The organism is Martelella sp. AD-3, assembly GCF_001578105.1.
Lineage (GTDB): Bacteria > Pseudomonadota > Alphaproteobacteria > Rhizobiales > Rhizobiaceae > Martelella.
In genome coordinates this window covers 715,008-731,525 of sequence record NZ_CP014275.1, presented here as the reverse complement: position 1 = coordinate 731,525, position 16,518 = coordinate 715,008, and the positions used below count along the sequence as shown (strand labels likewise).

The window sequence follows — 16,518 nt, the reverse complement described above, 5'->3', positions numbered from 1 at the left end:
AGGCTTTTCCTTTCCGGTTTTGCGAAATTGATTGTCCCGTCCGAAATGACGTGCCTCCGGCGAAACGGTTTCGCCGGCCATTTGTTCAGATCATCAAAAAGCTGGCCGCCCCGTCGGGTTGATGCCGGGCTCGAGTTCCGGCGAGCGGCCCGGCAGCGACAGGCTGGCAAGTTTCGGCGCGGTCTTCGCGATCACCCGGCCCGCGCGCAGCACGGCAAGCCGCGTCGGTTTCAGACGCAGCGCCTCCACCACGTCCTCGGCCTGAAGGATGACGAGGTTCGCCGGGTTGCCGGTCTCAAGACCATAGTTCTCAAGCCCCAGCGCCTTCGCCGAATTGACCGTGATGCAGTCATAGATCGCCCGCTTGTCGTCGACGCCGGACATCTGCGCCACATGAACCGCCATATGCGCGACCTCCAGCATGTCGCCGGAACCCATGGAATACCAGGGGTCCATCACGCAGTCATGACCGAAGGCGACATTGATGCCGGCGGCCAGCAGCTCGCGCACCCGCGTCATGCCGCGCCGCTTCGGAAACGTGTCGTGACGGCCCTGGAGCATGATGTTGATCAGCGGGTTGGGAATGGCGTTGATTTCCGCCTCCGCCATCAACGGGATCAGCTTGGAGACATAGTAATTGTCCATCGAATGCATCGAAGTCAGATGCGAACCCGCCACCCGGCCCTGAAGGCCGAAGCGCACCGTCTCGGCGGCAAGCGTCTCGATGTGGCGCGACAGCGGGTCGTCGGTCTCATCGCAATGCATGTCGACCGGCAGGCCGCGCTCGGCGGCAATCCGGCAGAGCGCCTCAACCGATTTCGCGCCGTCGGCCATGGTGCGTTCGAAATGCGGAATGCCGCCAACGACATCGACGCCCATATCCAGCGCCCGTTCCAGCGATTTGACGCCGTCTTCCGCGCGATAGTAGCCATCCTGCGGGAAGGCGACGAGCTGAAGGTCGATATAGGGCGCGACCTTCCCCTTGACCTCCAGCATCGCCTCAACGGTCACCAGTTTCGGATCAGACGTATCGACATGGGTGCGTATATGTAGAAGGCCCTGGCTGACGGCGAGGTCGCAATAGGCAAGCGCACGCTCGACAAGCGCGTCCTTCGTCAGTGTCGGCCGTAATTCGCCCCAGAGCGCTATGCCCTCCAGCAGCGTGCCGGAGACATTCATGCGCGGCAGGCCGAGCGACAGCGTCGCGTCCATGTGGAAATGCGGGTCGACGAAAGGCGGCGAGACCAGACGATTGGTCGCGTCGATGACCGCGCCCGGCTCGGCCGCGAGATTGGCTTCAATGGCTGCGATCCTGCCGCCGGCAATGCCGATATCCATGCCCCTGCGGCCATCGGGAAGGTTGGCGTTTTTGATGATGAGATCGAACATGGTCTTGGCCTTTAGGTAATGCCGGAAAACCGGCCGGTCTGTTGTCTCGACCCCTTGCCGCGATCGATCTCCCCCCTTGAGGGGGAGATGCCGCGAAAGCGGCAGAGGGGGGTATCGGGCAAAAGCCGCATACGCTGAACATGGCGAGAGGCTTCACCCCTCTCTGCCCCTGTCGGGGCATCTCTCCCTCAAGGGGAGAGATTGATTGTCGTATCCCCTCATCTTTCCCCGCGTCGATAAGGCTGCATCAGCGCCTGCGGCACGCGGGCGCGGCGCGCCATCACGGCAAGGGCGGCGATGGAGAGAATATACGGGATCATCAGGAATATCTGGTAGGGCACCGCGCCATCGAGCGCGGTCTGCAGGCGCAGCTGGAAGCCGTCGAAAAAGGCAAAGAGCAGCGCCCCGAACAGCGCCCGCTCCGGACGCCAGGAGGCAAAGACGACGAGCGCGATGCAGATCCAGCCGCGCCCCTGCACCATGGTCGGGAAAAAGGAGTTGAAGGCCGAAAGCGTCAGGAACGCGCCGCCCACGCCCATCAGCGCGCTGCCGACGATCACCGCGCCATAGCGCATCACCATAGGATTGACGCCCTGCGCCTCCGCCGCATGCGGATTTTCGCCGGCCATGCGCACGGCAAGGCCAAGCGGGGTTTTGGCCAGCACATAGGCCAGCAGGATCGCCAGCGCGATGGCAAGATAGGTCGGCGCGGTCTGGGTGAGGAAGGCGGGGCCGATGAAGGGCAGATCGGAAAGGCCCGGAATACTGACCGGCTGAAACGGCTCGATCGTGGGCGGCGAGCCGGAAACCGGCACCATCAGCCGGAAGACGTAATAGGCAAAGCTTGAGGCAAACAGCGTTACCCCGAGGCCCGAAACATGCTGCGACAGCCCGAGCGTGACGGTGAGCACGGCATGCAGCGCGCCAAAGACCGCGCCGCCAAGGGCCGCCACCAGAAGCCCGGTCCACAGATCCGCGCCATTGAACACGGCAAGCCAGCCGATCATCGCGCCGAAGGTCATGATGCCCTCGATGCCGAGGTTCAGCACGCCGGAGCGTTCCGACAACAGCGCGCCGAGCGTGCCGAGGATCAGCGGCGTCGCGATCCGCAGCACGGCGGCCCAGAGTCCGGCGGAGGCAAGGATATCGACAATCGCGTTCATCGGCGCACCCTGTACTGCGTGAAGAAGACGGCGACCAGCATGGAGATCAGCGACAGTGCCACGGTGACGTCGGCGATATAGGTCGGGATGCCGAGCGAACGGCTCATGCCATCCGCGCCGACGAACATGACGGCGGTAAAGAGCGCGGCCAGCACCACGCCGATGGGATGGAGATTGGCGAGCATCGCCACTACGATGCCGGAATAGCCGTAGCCTGGCGAAAGGTCGGTCGTGACATAGCCCTTGACGCCCAGCACCTCGATACTGCCGGCAAGGCCCGCAAGCCCGCCGGACAGCATGGCCACCAGCACCAGCGTGCGCCCGAGCGGCACGCCGGCAAAGATGGCGCCCCTGGGGTTGAGCCCGGCCGCGCGGGAGCGCATGCCAAACGTCGTCCGCGACTGGATGAAATGGACGATGAAGGCAAAGGCGATGGCGACGAGAAGACCGATATGCAGCCGCGAGCGGTCAACCAGCTTCGGCAGGCGCGCGGCCCGCTCGACGGCTTCCGATTGCGGCCAGCCGAAGGCCATCGGATCCTTCAGCACCGTGTCGATCAGCATGGAAACGAAGAGGATGGCGACGAAGTTCAGCAGAAGCGTCGTCACCACTTCATCGACCGAAAACCGAAGCCTCAGCCAGAGCGGCACCAGAAGCAGGATCATGCCCGCGACAGCGCCTGACGCCATCAGGATCGGCATCTGCACGAAACCTGGCAGGCCCGCCGTCAGATGCGCACCGACTGCGGCGGTCGCGATCGCGCCCAGATAAAACTGCCCCTCCCCGCCGATGTTCCACAGCCTGGCGCGGAAGGCGACGGCTGCGGCAAGGCCGGTGAGGATCAGCGGCGTCGCCCGCGTCAGGGTCTCGGTGATCGAAAGTTTCGAGCCGAAGGCGCCGACGAGGATCTTCCAGTAGGCTTCCGGCACCGGCGCGCCGGCAAGCGCGATCAGGATGCCCGCAAGCGCCAGCGCCGCCGCAACCGCGATCAACGGCGTTGCGATGACGAGCGCGGCCGGGCGGTGTTCGCGCCGTTCAAACCGCATCGGCGTTCTCCATCCATTCACCGGCCATCATCAGGCCGAGCATCTGCGTATTGGCCTCTTCGGCGGCTACCGGCGGCGACAGCCTGCCGCCGACGATTGCCTGGATGCGATCGGCAAGCGCCATCACCTCGTCGAGATCTTCGGAAATCAGCAGCACCGCCGTTCCTGCCCGCCGCGCCTCCAGAATGCGCTCATGCACGGCGGCAACCGCGCCCTCGTCCAGCCCGCGCGCCGGCTGCGCCGCCAACAGGATTTTCGGGTGCTCGATCAGGTTCCGCCCCAGGATGAGCTTCTGCATGTTGCCGCCGGACAAGAGCCGCGTGCGGCTTGTCGGCGTGCCGCCGCGCACATCGAAAGTCTCGATGATCTGGCTGGCAAAATTAATGGCCGCCCCGCGCTGCACCAGACCGTTTTTCGCATAATCGGAAATCCGCTCCAGAACGGCATTCTCCCAGATCGCCATTTCGCCGATCGCGCCCTCGCCATTGCGGTCTTCCGGCACGCGGCCAATGCCCTCGGATATGGCCTCGGCCACGGTGAGGTCGCCGACACCGCGACCGAAGAGCACGAGATCGCCCGACGCCCGTTTCGCCGTGCCGCTCAGGAGTGCCGCCAGCGTCGCCTGACCATTGCCGGAAACGCCGATAATACCGAGCACCTCGCCGGCATGGAGCATGAAGTCGACGGACTTCAGCCGGTCGACGCCATCGACCCGGACCGTTATGCCAACGGCTTCGAGGACGACCGGACCGGGGGTCGCCGGCTCGCGCACGGGCCGTTCCACCTTGCGGCCGACCATCAGTTCCGCGAGCTCCGCCTTGCTGGTTTCAGAGGCCTTGCGCTCGGCCACCTGTCGCCCGCCGCGCAGCACGACGACGCGATCGGCCGCCGTCATCACCTCATCCAGCTTATGGGAGATGAAGATCAGCGACAGGCCCTGCGCCGCCATCTCCTTCAGCGTCGCGAAGAGTTTTTCCGCTTCCGGCCCGGTCAGCACCGCCGTCGGCTCGTCCAGTACGAGAATTCTGGCGTCGTTATAAAGCGCCTTCAGAATTTCGACGCGCTGCTGTTCGCCGACCGAAAGATCGCCGACGCGGGCATCCGGATTGACGGCAAGGCCGAAGCGGCCGGCGATGTCGGCAAGCTTGCGGCGGGCGGATTTCGTGTCGGAGGCGAAGGAAAACAGGCTCTCCGTCCCGGTCATCACGTTTTCCAGCACGGTAAGGTTCGGAGCCAGCGAGAAATGCTGATGCACCATGCCGACGCCGGCGCGGATGGCCGCGCGCGGGCTGCCGGGCGTTAACACCGCCCCATTGACGGCAACGGAACCGGCATCCGGCACATAATGGCCGAAGAGAATGCTCATCAGCGTCGTCTTGCCGGCGCCGTTTTCGCCGAGCAGAGCCACCACTTCGCCCTTGCCGAGCGTCAGCGAAATATCGTCATTGGCGAGCGTGTCGCCGAAGCGCTTGGAAACGCCGGAAATGTCGAGCACGGTTTCTCTCATGCGCAAGCTCCTGCAATAGCAAAGCGGTGCTGCCAGCGGGCTTCCCGTTCCAGTTCCGCAGCAAGTTTCAGCAAAACGGCCTCAGACCCCATCGGCGCGATCATCTGCACCGGCAAAGGCAGGCCGATGCCATCCGCGCCGAATGGCAATGTTATTGCCGGAAAACCGGAAAGGTTGGCAAGGGCGGCGAGCGGGGCAAAAGCCCTCATCCTCTCGAAATGCAGCGGCCAGTCATCATGATCGGTCGGAAAACTGCCCACCGGCTTCGGCTGATCGGTCAGCATCGGGCAGATCAGACAGTCAATACCTTCGAACAGCCGCCAGAGATCGCGGGCGATCAGCGCCATCTCATTGATGAGCGACCAGACCCCTTCCGGCCGCATCGCCCGGCCACGTTCAATGACGGCGCGCGTCATCGGTTCAACCATCTCAAGGTCGAGGCCGAAGCGGCTGGTCGTCTCGGCAAGGTTGGCAGCTGCAATATCGGCAAAGGCGGAAGCGCTGGCCCTTGCCGGCGTTTCGATTTCGGCCCAGCCGACAGGGCGAAGACGATGCCCCCTCGCCTCAAGCGCTTTTGCGGCATCTTCGACCACGCCAAGGCGCGCCGGATCAGCGCTGACATCGGTCTCGGTCAGAACGCCGATGCGCAGACTGCCCTCGGGCACGTCGGCAAAAGCCGGCGGCGGAAACGGTCCGCGCGCATTGCCGGCGATCGCGCGAAAGACACCGTCCGCATCCCGGACCGAGCGACAGACGGCAAGTTCGGTGGCAATGCCGCCGAGATAATTGCCATAGGCGGGACCCGCCGGCATCGCGCCGCGCGAGGGTTTCAGGCCGACGAGGCCGCAGCAGGCGGCGGGCACGCGGATGGAGCCGCCAGCATCTGTCGCATGCGCAATGGAAACAATGCCGGCGGCGACGGCGGCGGCAGCGCCGCCCGATGAACCGCCGGGCGAGCGGCTTTCATCCAGCGGATTGCGGCAGATCGGGCCCTTTGCCGGTTCGCTGGCGAGCGACAGGCCGAATTCGGGGCTCGTCGTCAGCCCGAAAAGAGAGAACCCGGCGTCGCGAAAGCGGGCGGCGATCTCGCTGTCGGCGCCGGCATCCCCGCCGACAAGCGCGCGCGATCCGGCAGTAACGGCAAGGCCCGAGAAAGGCCCGCCGAGATCCTTGGCAAGCGTCGGCACGCCGCCGAAGGTCATCGCCGCCTTTACGTCCGCTGAAAGACCGTCAAACCGATCAGCGGCCGCGAGCCCTGTTTCAGGGTCGCGACCACAAAGGGCGCCGAGATGCGCCCACGCATCAGAGGCCGCAAGCGATGCTTCCATCGCCTGCCGCGCCGAAACATCACCCTTGCCGATCGCGGCGGCGAGCGCTGTCGCGTCGGCCTGCATGGGCAATCCCTACTTCGGTTCGTCCATATTGCGCGGCACCTCGAACGTGCCGTCGATGATTTCCTGACGCTTGGCCAGCATGGCTTCGACCGCCTCCGGCGAGGCAACGCCTTCAACGAAGGCGATGTCGCTGCCGCCTTCCTTCAGCATGCCGAAGGCCGTGTAATTCTGGCCGACCGGATTGCCGGCCTCGACATCGGCGATCGCCGCATCGACGATCGGGCGGAAGCCCCAGAGAGCGTTGGCAAAGACGGTATCGGGATAACGCGGCGTGTAATCGATGAGCGATCCGACGGCGAGAATACCGCGTTCCTTGGCGGCGTCGGCCGTGCCAATGCGTTCGCCGAAGAGAATGTCCGCGCCCTGGTCGATCTGGGCGAGACCGGCTTCACGGGCCTTGGGCGGATCAAAGAAGGTGCCGATGAAGGTGACATGATGTTCGGCGTCCGGATTGGTTTCCTTCACGCCTTCGGCAAAGGCATTGATCAGCATGTTGACTTCCGGGATCGGCATGGCGCCGACCGAGCCGACGACATTGCTTTCCGTCAGCGTGCCGGCCAGCATGCCGGCGAGATATGCGCCGTCATGGTTCCATGTGCCGAAAACGCCGAAATTGTCGCCAGACGGACCGCCGGAGGAGCCCATGACGAAGGGCGTATCGGGATAGTCGGCGGCCACTTCGCGCGCTTCGGATTCAACGGCGTAGGATTCGCCGATAATCAGGTCGACGCCCTGCTCGGCATATTCGCGCATGGCGCGGGGATAATCCGTGCCGGAAACGCTCTCGGAAAAGACATATTCGATCGTGCCCTCTTCGGCGGCTTCCAGGAGCGCCTGATGGATGACCGAGTTCCAGGCGTTCTCCACCGGGGAGGCGTGGATGCCGGCAACCTTCAGCGGCTCGGCAGCGCCGGCGGCAGGCGCCATGGCGACGGCGCCGAGAACAAGCGTGGATGCCATGAGCGCGCGACGGCTCAGCGAAAAATCATTCTTCATTTGTAAAAAGACCCCTCTTTGACCATTTGGTTCAAAATTCTAGAAGCCGCTCAATCTTGTGTCAAGATAAACGAATGCACAGGAAATGTGCAGCCTGCTCGTTTCCTTGTGTTTTTTCAAGTGCATGCAGCCGATGGCCGAATCGCGATACCGATCGCCAAATAAGGCAGACGAACCGAAGTCGGCGCAATCCCTGTTCAAAAGTTTGCACCAGATTGTGAATTGTCCGCATTAAGCGGTCCCGGCACGCGGGCCGTGACCACCGATATTTGACCGCGCCAAGAATCCTGATATGAACGTTTCCTGACACTGACCGCCAGTAGAAAAGTTCTCCCATGCCGCGCAATTTTCTCGTCGTTGACCCGGAAAGGGACATGAATGTCATCAAGGGTCTGGCCGCGCCGGCGCGCATTGCCGTGCTCAAGCTTCTGCGCCGCAAGGGGCCGCTGAACGTCAAGGAGATCGGCGAACTCCTGAAGCTTCCGCAATCCACAGTGTCGCTCAGCGTGCAGCTTCTGGAAGAGGCCGGACTGATCCACACGGAGAGCCAGCGCGCCCGCAAGGGCAACCAGAAGGTCTGCACCAGCATCTACGATGAAGTGCTGATCGTTTTCGCCGATGCGGCGGAGGAACGCCGCAGGGACGGGATCGAGGTGTCGATGCCGGTCGGCCTCTACACCGCCTTCGACGTCAGCGCGCCCTGCGGGCTGTGCACGAACGAGGGCATTATCGGCCTTCTCGACGTGCCCGATTCCTTCCTTGATCCGGCGCGCATGAAGGCCGGGCTGATCTGGTTCACAAGGGGCAAGGTGGAATACCAGTTTCCCAACAATGCCCGGCTCGACAACCGCGGCGTCGAAGAGCTCGAATTCTCCCTGGAACTCTCCTCCGAAATGCCCGGCACCAACCCCGACTGGCCGTCCGACATCACCATCGGCATCAACGGCATCGATATCGGCCAGTGGACATCCCCGGGCGATTTCGGCGATCGTCGCGGCGTATTCACGCCGGACTGGTGGAAGCTCAAGGGCTCGCAATACGGCATGCTGAAGCGCTTCCGCGTGACCGGAAGCGGCGCCTATGTAGACGGCGTCAGGATGTCCGACGTCCGTCTCGCCGACCTCGGCCTTGAACGCCACCACTCCATCCGCCTTTCGATCAGCGTGCACGAGGACGCCCGTCATCCCGGCGGCGTCAATATCTTTGGCAAGGGCTTCGGCAATTACGACCAGGACATCGTCCTCAGGATCGCCACGAAGTAGCCTTGCCGTCGACCATCGAGTCTACCAATGACCGGCCGCAAGCGCCGCGATGGCGCGCCCTCGGGACGGCGACGCGCTTCTCCACCGCGCCCAGGACAAGGACCAGCGGCCGCAGAGGTCAGCGCGTCGTCATTGCCGGAACGGTTAGCCCTCAACCTGACGGCGGGCGGCTTCCGCTTCGAGATCGAGGTGTCCGCGCAGACCTTCGGGCAGGTCCAGATGTCCGGACAACCGCTCGAGATAGGCCTTTTCCTGCGGCGTGTCGGGATCGACCGCAAGAGCGGAAGCCTGATAGAGCTCGGCTCCCTGTTCGCGCGAGCGCGCGAGCCTTGCGACCGCCGCAGGATCTGATGGCTGGGCGAAATAGTCGAAAAGCAGCGCTTTTTCCTCCGCGCCGAATCCCATCTTCTCGATCTGCTCGCGGATGCGGCCATGCTCGGCCTTGTCGATATGGTCGTCGCAATTCGCCGCCGCGATCATCGCCCGCATCAGCGCCAGCCGGAAATCCCGGCCGTCCTTGTCCGCGTCGTGCTCGACATCAAAGCCGCTGTCCGCCGGCGGCTTCGGCAAATTGAGCGACCTCTCCTCCTGACCGGAGGACTTGTTCTCCTGCCAGTCGCGATAGGCCTTGTAGGCCAGTCCGCCGACAGCAGCCATGCCGCCGTATTTCAGCGCCTTGCCGCCCAGCTTACGCCCGGTCTTGGTGCCGAGCAGAAGCGCGATCGCTCCGCCGGCCGCCGCGCCGCCGGCAAGCCCGCCCGGCAGGCTTGAGCCACCCGTTGTCCGCGCCGCATCCGGCCCGCCCGAGCCCGAGCCTGAACCGAGGAAGCCTTCCAGAAGCTTGTTGATGTCCATGCGTTCTTTCACCCGTATTGATTGCCCGAAGAAGATCGAACTGGTGCGGGGACAAGCCGTTTTCAAGGCATCCAGCGCCGTTTCATCCACCTGAACACCCTATAAGCAGACGCTTACGGGTCCGCATTTCAGCACTTGCGCCATGGACGAGGGCAATTGTCTCCGTCCACATCGGCAGCGTCGCACTCCAAGGCGACCCAACAGACAGGAGCCGATATGAAACGCATTGCCATCCTCGCAGCCCTTACGCTCGTCTCGCCGTTTTCCGCCTTCGCCATGCCGGCCGTCGGCGACGTCGTCGGCACCAATCCGAAGGACGCCACCGCCGCCCTCGAAAAGGCCGGCTGTTCCGTCAGGGCATTCGAAGCCGAAGGCGGCATGATCGAGGCCAAGTGCACCGATCAGTCCAACAAGATGTGGGAAATCTATATCGATCCGGCCTCCGGCGCGGTAAAGAAGATTTCCGGGAAGGACTAAGATGTCCGACAAGGCAAAGACAGGCCGAGGGGCGGAAGTCGCCCCTCCCGATCCGTGGGACCCGCTGGTGCGGATCAGCCACTGGACGATCGCCGCCGCCGTCATCATCAACGGGCTCTTGTCCAAACCGGGCGGCACGGTCCATGTCTGGGTCGGCTGGATCGCCATGTCGGTTCTGGCGATCCGGCTGGGCTGGGGGCTTCTCGGACCGCGCGAGGCGCGCTTTTCCGCCTTTCCGCCGCATCCGAAAGCCGCCGTCTCGCACCTGCTCTCGGTCATCAGGGGCAAGCCGCGTGAGTATCCGTCGCACAATCCCGCAGGGGCCATGATGGTCTATGCGCTCTGGGCGATGCTCGCCGTCGTCATCGCCACCGGCCTGATCATGACCGATGCCAGGAGCCCGATCACGATTGCGGAGGAACAGGCTGCCGTCGAACAGGGCGACTGGTCGAGCCTTGCCAATGGTAGCGCCGGGGACGATAGTGGCGACAGTCTTGCCCGGAGCGACATCGTCGAGGGGGTGCACGAAACCGCCGCCAACCTGATGCTCATTCTGGCGCTCATTCACGTCGCAGGCGTCGCGGTCGAAAGCCACGCGCTTCGCCGAAACCTCGTCCGCCCGATGATCAAGGGTCCGCCGAAATGACGAACAGGCCGGAAACACGAAGGCAAGGGCGATCGCAGACGATCGCCCTTGCGGCGTTCATGCTGATGCAGGCCGTCGCCGCCGTGTTTTTCGTTGCCGATGCAACGCGCGACCTTTTTGAGAAGCCGCCCGGCGCCCACTCCATCATCGAGGCGCTGATCGCCGTCACGCTGGTCGCCGGCATCTTCCTTGCCGGCTGGCAGCTTCGGCTGACACTTGAACGCATGTATGCCCAGGAACGCGCACTCGATACCGCGCGCGGCGATTTCATCCGCATCATCGACGCACAGTTCAACGACTGGGGCCTGACCCCCGCCGAACGCGAAGTCGGGCTTCTGGCGCTGAAGGGGCTTGATATCTCGGAGATCGCCCGCCTGCGCGGCGCGGCCCAGGGCACCGTGCGCGCCCAGATGACGCGGATCTACGCCAAGGCCGGCGTTTCCGGCCGCGCCCAGTTTGCCGCATGGTTCGTCGAGGATCTGTTGGGCGATGGCATCGGCAGGCCGGATGACGCTGCCTGACAGGCTTCATTCCACCTCCGGCAGCCTTTCCCGCCAGATTTCCGCGTAAGCGTTGAGGTCGGCAAGACCCGACAGCGATTCGGGATGGGGCTTGAAGGCGGAGAGCTTGATGCCGCCCACGGCAAGGCCTGCCGCGCCGGCGCTGGTGCCGCTGCCCGGGCTTTTCTCCACCGGACGGCCGGTCGCGGCCGAGAGCATGGAGAGATAGTCGTGGTTTTCGGCAAACGGGCCTTCCACGATTACCGGTCCAGAAGCCCCGGTCAGGTCAAGGCAGATCGCCGTCATCAGCGCCAGATACCAGGAAACGCCGAGAAGACGCATGCCGGGCGTCAGATGATGCTCGTCCACCGTCCAGCCGCCGATGATCCCCTGAAACGGCCCGGTATCGCCGAGCACCGACGGCATCATCATGATCCGGTTCTTCAGCATCGCCTTGCAGTCGTCTTCGGTGACGGCAACCTCGCCGCCGGGCGCCGCCACCTCGAAGACCCGTCCGCCCATAAACCGCGCGGAGGGCACCGGATCGCCATAAGCGTTGACGTTGATCAGCGTATCCCGGCTTTCATCCAGAGCCGGCGGATGCCCGCCAACCGCCATGGCAATCACCCAGGTGCCTGTCGAGACCACGGAAAAAGGTTGCGCGCGCGACCACAGATGCGGCAGCAGCGAGGCGTTGGAATCGTGAATGCCGGCAAAAACCGGGCAGTTTGGGGCAAGCCCCGTCTTCTTCGCGATCTCCGGCAACACCGCGCCCAGCTTCTCGTCAGCCCTGACGATCTCTCCCATTTTGCCGAAAAGGCCGAGTTCCGCGACCAGCGAGGAGAAGGTTTTCGTGCGCGGCGACCATAGATCGGTGTGGCAGCCCCAGCTCGTCGCCTCGCCGGCGCGCCGACCGGTGAGACGAAAGCCCCAATATTGCGGATAGGGCAGTATGCAGTCGATCTCGGCGAACTGGTCGGGAAACCTGGTCTTCTGCCAGAAGAGCTGGGCGCCGATATTGAGCCCCATGGCAAGGCGCGGCGAGCCGGTCTCGGCAAAGGGCGGGCGGATTTCTTCGTAGTCAGCGCGGGTTTCGTCGGGACCGGTATGTTCGTAGTCGAGCACCGGGAGCGCCAGCGTTCCGTCACGCTTCAGGAGCGCCGCCGTCGCGCCATGCGTGGTCACGGAGATTGCGTCGACGCCATGCTGATCCTGAAAGGCGGCAAGCGCTTCCAGAATGAAGCCGAAAAGGTCGTCCACCTCGAAATGCGGATAGGGCGAATCGCCCGTGACGACATTGCGCTTTGACCGCGTATCGACCTCGCGGCCTTTCTCCAGACCATAGAGGATGACCTTGGCATTGGTCTTGCCGATATCGATGACCGCGACATTGCGGATGTCACTCATTGCGCCTCATCCCGTCTGAACCGCCTTGCGATCCTCGTATAGAGCACAGGCAATGCGATCACGCCAATCAGCAGAAGACCGATGAAGATCGACATGACGATTCCCGGCACATTCATCAGCCCGAAGCCGAAGGTGACCAGCCCCATGATGAAGGCGGCGAGCACGACGCCGATGATCGTGCCCGCGCCGCCGAGAATGTTGATCCCGCCCAGCACCACCATGGTGACGATCTCGAGCTCCCAGCCAAAGGCGATCGACGGACGCGTCGAGCCGAGGCGGGAGGTCAGGCAGATTGCCGCCATGCCGGACATCACCCCGGTCATCAGGAACAGCAGGAACTTCACCCGCCCCACGCGGATGCCGGAAAAGCGGGCGGCGGTGGCGTTGTTGCCAATCGCATAGACCATGCGGCCGAAGCTTGTGAGATGCAGCAAGATGCCGAAAAGCACGGCCATGACGGCAAACAGCACAAATTCGAATGAGATGACCCAGAACACGTAGCCCTGGCCGAAAAAGGCGAAACCGGGCGGATAGCCGGTAAAGGCCTTGTCGCCGAGGACGACATAGGAAAGCCCGCGGAAGAGGCTCATCGTGCCGATGGTGACGACGATGGACGGCAGGCCGAGACCGGTGATGAGAAACCCGTTGAAGGCGCCGCACAACAGGCCGACGCCAAGGCCGATTGCCACAAGTTCCGGCGTTCCCGCGCCGAACTGCGCGGCATAGCCCATGGCGGTGGAGGCGAGCGCGATGATGGCGGCGACCGACAGGTCGATCTCGCCCGATATGATGACGAGCGCCATGGCAAAGGCAATCAGCGCCTTTTCGGTGAAGTTGAAGGTCGCATCCGACAGGTTCCAAGCGTCAAGGAAATAGGGCGAGGCGAAACTGTTGACGATGAAGATCGCGACCACCACCACGACCAGCAGGCTCTCCCAACTGCGGGCCATCCGGTAACCACGCCCATGCAGGCGGTCGGGGACAAACCGCGTTTCGCTGACACTCATAGCGCATGCTCCGCTTTTTTCAGGATGACGCGGCCCTTGACGCGCGAGGAGCGCGCGTTGACGGCAACCGCGATGATGATGACCGTGCCCGAAATCGCCATTTGCCAGAAGGGCGAGACATCGATCACCGGCAGCGCATTCTTGATGATGCCGAGGAAGAGCGCGCCGAGCACCGCGCCGATGGCCGTGCCCGCACCGCCGGCAATCGAGATGCCGCCGATGACGCAGGCGGCGACCACGTCCAGTTCGAAACCATTGGCGATATCGACATAGGCGACGGCATAGCGCGCGGTCCACAGATAACCGGCAAGACCGGCGAGCGCGCCGGCGATCAGATAGGCAAAGAAATGCGTGCGACCGACCGAAATGCCCGTATAGACCGCCGCATGGGGATTGCCGCCGACGGCATAAAAGGCGCGGCCAAGCCGGGTCATGACCAGCACCGCCATCATCACCACAATGACGGCCAGCGAGAACCAGGCAAGCACCGGAATGCCGAGAAAGACGGCGCGCGGCACCGCCTTGAAGGCATCGGTCATCTCATGGGCATTGACCCAGGCGCCGCCCGTCAGAAGAAAGATCGTGCCGCGATAAATGGTCATCGTGCCGAGCGTCACCACGATGGGCGGGATCGACAGGCGCCAAACCAGAAGCCCGTTGATGGCGCCGAGCCCCGCGCCGCTGACGGTGGCGGCCACCAGAAGAAAGATCACCGGCAGGTCGGGAAAGGCGACATTCAGAAGGGCGGCAATGGTGCCCGACAGCGCCAGATTGGCGGCGATGGAAAGATCGATGCCGCGCGACAGGATGACGGCGGCTTGTCCCAGCGCCAGGATGATCAGGATCGCCGTATCATTATAGATCGAGACGAGATTGCGCGGCGCGACGAAGCCCGGGAAACGCAGCTCGATCGCGCCGACGAGCATCAATATGGCGACGAAGAGCAGCGCCTCGCGATGTTTGAGTATCCGCGCCATCATGCTGCCGCCCCGATGCCGGCTGCTGCCCGCACCAGCTTTTCCGCCGACATCTCATCGCGCGCAAGCTCGGCGACGATCCGCCCCTCGCGCATGACGATGACCCGGTCGGACATGCCGAGGATTTCCGGAATTTCTGACGAGACCATGATGATGGAGAGCCCCCTGCCCGCAAGCTCGCTCATGAAGGCATGAACGGCGGATTTCGAACCGATATCGATGCCCTTGGTCGGCTCATCGAGAATGATCACTTTCGGCTGGGTCGCCAGCCATTTGGCGATCACCACCTTCTGCTGGTTGCCGCCGGAGAGATTGCCGACGGGCTGGTCGAGCGAGGCCGCGCGCAGGTCCAGCCGCCCGGTAAACTCCCGCGCCAGGGCAAATTCCTCGGCCATGCGGACAAAGCCTCTGCGCGAGACCTTGGAGAGCGACGGCAGCGTTGTCCGTCGTCGAATGATTATGGACAGAATGGGGTCTGGCTATCAGGAGAGATTGGCTCGTCTGATGTGTTGATTTAAGCCGCGTTTGCGTGGTGTTGCAAGCGTCGGTTTTGAATGGTCTGTTGCTTGATCCTCTTTCGCTGTTTCAGGATTTCGTCTCCTCTGCCGAAGTAGACATCCGCCGGTGTGAGGTTGCCGAGGCTCTCGTGGTATCGGCGATTGTTGTAATGGTCGATGAATGCGCCGATCTGCGCTTCAAGGTCTTCGGGGAAGAAGTAATTCTCGAGCAGGATCCGGTTTTTCAGCGTCTGGTGCCAGCGCTCGATCTTGCCTTGGGTCTGCGGATGACCGGGCGCGCCGTGAAGCTGCTCCATCTTCCTGTCCTTCAGCCAGTCCGCCAGGTCTTCGGCGATGTAGCATCCGCCATTATCCGACAGAAGCCGCGGTTTGTGCTCCACCTTGACGCTGTCGCAGCCGGATGCAGAAAGCGCAATGTTCAGCGTGTCGGTTACATCACCCACCTTCATGTTCGTGCACAGTTTCCATCCCACGATATATCGGGAAAAGTCATCGAGGATGGTGGACAGATACAACCAGCCCCAGCCGATCACCTTCAGATAGGTGAAATCGGTTTGCCACATCTCATTGGGGCGAACGGTCTTGTCCCTGAATTCATTGTCCGCCTTGACGACAATGAAGGCTGGCGAGGTGATCAGATCGTGCGCCTTGAGCAGGCGATAGACGGACGCCTCTGATACGAAATAGCTTTTTGTGTCGGTGAAGGTCACCGCCAGTTCGCGCGGGGAGAGCTCCGGCTCTTCAAGCGCCAGCTCTATCACCTCGTCCCTGATAGTATCGGGAATGCGGTTCCATACCCGTGACGGGGCGGATGAGCGGTCCTCCAGCCCCTCAACGCCAAAGCGCTGGAAACGGTCATACCAGCGGTAAAAGGTCTGGCGGGGAATGGCGAGCTGCTCCAGTGTCTTCTTCACCGGCAGGTGCGATTGCTCGACCAGCCGGATGATTTCCAACTTCTCGGATGCGGGGTATCTCATTCTTCTGCGTCCCCATCCCCGATCATGCTTTTTTTGAGCAGGCGCAGCTCCAGCGTCTGCTCGGCCACGACCTCTTTCAGATCGCGTGTTTCCCGACGTAATGCCTTCACCTCATCCGTCGTTGCGGCCCGAGCCGTATCGCCGGCCAGGCGCCGCTTGCCGGCCTCGAGAAATTCCTTCGACCAAGTGTAATACATGCTTTCGGCGATACCCTCGCGGCGGCAGAGCGCGGCGATACTGTCTTCGCCGCGCAGGCCTTCCAGCACAATGCGGATCTTTTCCTCGGCCGAATAGGATTTGCGTGTGGCCCGGCGGATATCCTTGATCGCCTTGTCTGCCGTCGGCTTCTGCTGCCCGGATTTCTGTCTCATCTTCGCTTCCTTTGCGTGCGCTATGA

Annotated in this window: 15 protein-coding genes and 1 pseudogene; 4 read left to right on the top strand and 12 right to left on the bottom strand. The window is 63.1% G+C overall.

Annotation, left to right across the window (positions count from 1 at the left end; all coding sequences use genetic code 11):
* Positions 1-93 precede the first annotated feature (93 nt).
* From AZF01_RS03305 to AZF01_RS03280, 6 genes are all read right to left on the bottom strand, one after another.
* The gene (locus AZF01_RS03305; protein WP_024708810.1) at positions 94-1,389 is read right to left on the bottom strand and encodes an amidohydrolase family protein; all 1,296 of its coding nucleotides are present in this window, start codon (positions 1,387-1,389) and stop codon (positions 94-96) included.
* A 218-nt stretch (positions 1,390-1,607) separates the two neighbouring features.
* Positions 1,608-2,552 carry an ABC transporter permease gene (locus tag AZF01_RS03300; RefSeq protein ID WP_024708811.1) on the bottom strand — a complete coding sequence of 315 codons (945 nt, stop codon included), beginning with the start codon at positions 2,550-2,552 and terminating at the stop codon, positions 1,608-1,610.
* The gene (locus tag AZF01_RS03295; protein ID WP_061449614.1) at positions 2,549-3,598 is read right to left on the bottom strand and encodes an ABC transporter permease; all 1,050 of its coding nucleotides are present in this window, start codon (positions 3,596-3,598) and stop codon (positions 2,549-2,551) included. The genes AZF01_RS03300 and AZF01_RS03295 overlap by 4 nt, the downstream gene beginning before the upstream one ends.
* Positions 3,588-5,105, bottom strand: coding sequence for an ABC transporter ATP-binding protein (locus AZF01_RS03290; protein ID WP_061449613.1), 1,518 nt, complete (start codon positions 5,103-5,105; stop codon positions 3,588-3,590). Before AZF01_RS03290 ends, AZF01_RS03295 begins: the two co-directional genes overlap by 11 nt.
* On the bottom strand, positions 5,102-6,499 hold the full coding sequence (locus AZF01_RS03285) for an amidase (protein WP_061449612.1): 1,398 nt from the start codon (positions 6,497-6,499) through the stop codon (positions 5,102-5,104). Before AZF01_RS03285 ends, AZF01_RS03290 begins: the two co-directional genes overlap by 4 nt.
* A 9-nt stretch (positions 6,500-6,508) precedes the next feature.
* On the bottom strand, positions 6,509-7,495 hold the full coding sequence (locus AZF01_RS03280) for a BMP family protein (RefSeq protein WP_024708782.1): 987 nt from the start codon (positions 7,493-7,495) through the stop codon (positions 6,509-6,511).
* Positions 7,496-7,830: 335 nt separating this feature from the next.
* Here AZF01_RS03280 and AZF01_RS03275 point away from each other — a divergent pair, with 335 nt between their 5' ends.
* Entirely contained in the window at positions 7,831-8,757 is a 927-nt protein-coding gene (locus AZF01_RS03275) for a transcriptional regulator (RefSeq protein ID WP_024708781.1), read from the top strand.
* Positions 8,758-8,901: 144 nt separating this feature from the next.
* Here AZF01_RS03275 and AZF01_RS03270 read toward each other — a convergent pair whose 3' ends face one another.
* Positions 8,902-9,612 carry a tellurite resistance TerB family protein gene (locus AZF01_RS03270; RefSeq protein WP_024708780.1) on the bottom strand — a complete coding sequence of 237 codons (711 nt, stop codon included), beginning with the start codon at positions 9,610-9,612 and terminating at the stop codon, positions 8,902-8,904.
* Positions 9,613-9,828: 216 nt separating this feature from the next.
* On the opposite strand from AZF01_RS03270, the gene AZF01_RS03265 reads away from it, so the two are divergent.
* Genes AZF01_RS03265 through AZF01_RS03255 form a run of 3 tightly spaced genes read left to right on the top strand, consistent with a single transcriptional unit; the run spans position 9,829 to position 11,256 of the window.
* Entirely contained in the window at positions 9,829-10,089 is a 261-nt protein-coding gene (locus AZF01_RS03265) for a PepSY domain-containing protein (RefSeq protein WP_024708779.1), read from the top strand.
* Position 10,090: 1 nt separating this feature from the next.
* On the top strand, positions 10,091-10,735 hold the full coding sequence (locus AZF01_RS03260) for a cytochrome b/b6 domain-containing protein (RefSeq protein ID WP_024708778.1): 645 nt from the start codon (positions 10,091-10,093) through the stop codon (positions 10,733-10,735).
* Positions 10,732-11,256 carry a helix-turn-helix transcriptional regulator gene (locus tag AZF01_RS03255; RefSeq protein ID WP_024708777.1) on the top strand — a complete coding sequence of 175 codons (525 nt, stop codon included), beginning with the start codon at positions 10,732-10,734 and terminating at the stop codon, positions 11,254-11,256. The genes AZF01_RS03260 and AZF01_RS03255 overlap by 4 nt, the downstream gene beginning before the upstream one ends.
* Positions 11,257-11,262: 6 nt before the next feature.
* Here the strand turns inward: AZF01_RS03255 and AZF01_RS03250 are convergent, their stop codons facing one another.
* From AZF01_RS03250 to AZF01_RS03230, 5 genes and pseudogenes are all read right to left on the bottom strand, one after another.
* Positions 11,263-12,642 (bottom strand): FGGY-family carbohydrate kinase, encoded by a 1,380-nt coding sequence (locus AZF01_RS03250; RefSeq protein ID WP_024708776.1) that lies wholly within the window; start codon positions 12,640-12,642, stop codon positions 11,263-11,265.
* Complete coding sequence (locus AZF01_RS03245; RefSeq protein WP_024708775.1) at positions 12,639-13,649, bottom strand: ABC transporter permease; 1,011 nt, start codon at positions 13,647-13,649, stop codon at positions 12,639-12,641. The genes AZF01_RS03250 and AZF01_RS03245 overlap by 4 nt, the downstream gene beginning before the upstream one ends.
* Positions 13,646-14,629, bottom strand: a complete 984-nt coding sequence (locus tag AZF01_RS03240) for an ABC transporter permease (protein ID WP_024708774.1) — start codon at positions 14,627-14,629, stop codon at positions 13,646-13,648. Before AZF01_RS03240 ends, AZF01_RS03245 begins: the two co-directional genes overlap by 4 nt.
* Positions 14,626-15,096: pseudogene (locus tag AZF01_RS03235) on the bottom strand (ATP-binding cassette domain-containing protein); the annotation flags it as partial. The gene AZF01_RS03240 and the pseudogene AZF01_RS03235, both read right to left, overlap by 4 nt.
* A gap of 44 nt (positions 15,097-15,140) precedes the next feature.
* Positions 15,141-16,492, bottom strand: a protein-coding gene (locus AZF01_RS03230) for an IS3 family transposase (protein ID WP_152534477.1) whose coding sequence is annotated in 2 segments (ribosomal slippage) — positions 15,141-16,154 and positions 16,157-16,492 — 1,350 coding nt in all. Because the reading frame shifts where the segments join, the coding sequence is not laid out codon by codon here.
* Positions 16,493-16,518: the final 26 nt, after the last annotated feature.

Coding starts and splice junctions, on each gene's coding strand:
- AZF01_RS03305 (WP_024708810.1), bottom strand. CDS start 1,389: ATGTTCGATCTCATCATCAAAAACGCCAACCTTCCCGATGGCCGCAGG.
- AZF01_RS03260 (WP_024708778.1), top strand. CDS start 10,091: ATGTCCGACAAGGCAAAGACAGGCCGAGGGGCGGAAGTCGCCCCTCCC.
- AZF01_RS03255 (WP_024708777.1), top strand. CDS start 10,732: ATGACGAACAGGCCGGAAACACGAAGGCAAGGGCGATCGCAGACGATC.
- AZF01_RS03270 (WP_024708780.1), bottom strand. CDS start 9,612: ATGGACATCAACAAGCTTCTGGAAGGCTTCCTCGGTTCAGGCTCGGGC.
- AZF01_RS03280 (WP_024708782.1), bottom strand. CDS start 7,495: ATGAAGAATGATTTTTCGCTGAGCCGTCGCGCGCTCATGGCATCCACG.
- AZF01_RS03265 (WP_024708779.1), top strand. CDS start 9,829: ATGAAACGCATTGCCATCCTCGCAGCCCTTACGCTCGTCTCGCCGTTT.
- AZF01_RS03300 (WP_024708811.1), bottom strand. CDS start 2,552: ATGAACGCGATTGTCGATATCCTTGCCTCCGCCGGACTCTGGGCCGCC.
- AZF01_RS03245 (WP_024708775.1), bottom strand. CDS start 13,649: ATGAGTGTCAGCGAAACGCGGTTTGTCCCCGACCGCCTGCATGGGCGT.
- AZF01_RS03285 (WP_061449612.1), bottom strand. CDS start 6,499: ATGCAGGCCGACGCGACAGCGCTCGCCGCCGCGATCGGCAAGGGTGAT.
- AZF01_RS03240 (WP_024708774.1), bottom strand. CDS start 14,629: ATGATGGCGCGGATACTCAAACATCGCGAGGCGCTGCTCTTCGTCGCC.
- AZF01_RS03295 (WP_061449614.1), bottom strand. CDS start 3,598: ATGCGGTTTGAACGGCGCGAACACCGCCCGGCCGCGCTCGTCATCGCA.
- AZF01_RS03275 (WP_024708781.1), top strand. CDS start 7,831: ATGCCGCGCAATTTTCTCGTCGTTGACCCGGAAAGGGACATGAATGTC.
- AZF01_RS03290 (WP_061449613.1), bottom strand. CDS start 5,105: ATGAGAGAAACCGTGCTCGACATTTCCGGCGTTTCCAAGCGCTTCGGC.
- AZF01_RS03250 (WP_024708776.1), bottom strand. CDS start 12,642: ATGAGTGACATCCGCAATGTCGCGGTCATCGATATCGGCAAGACCAAT.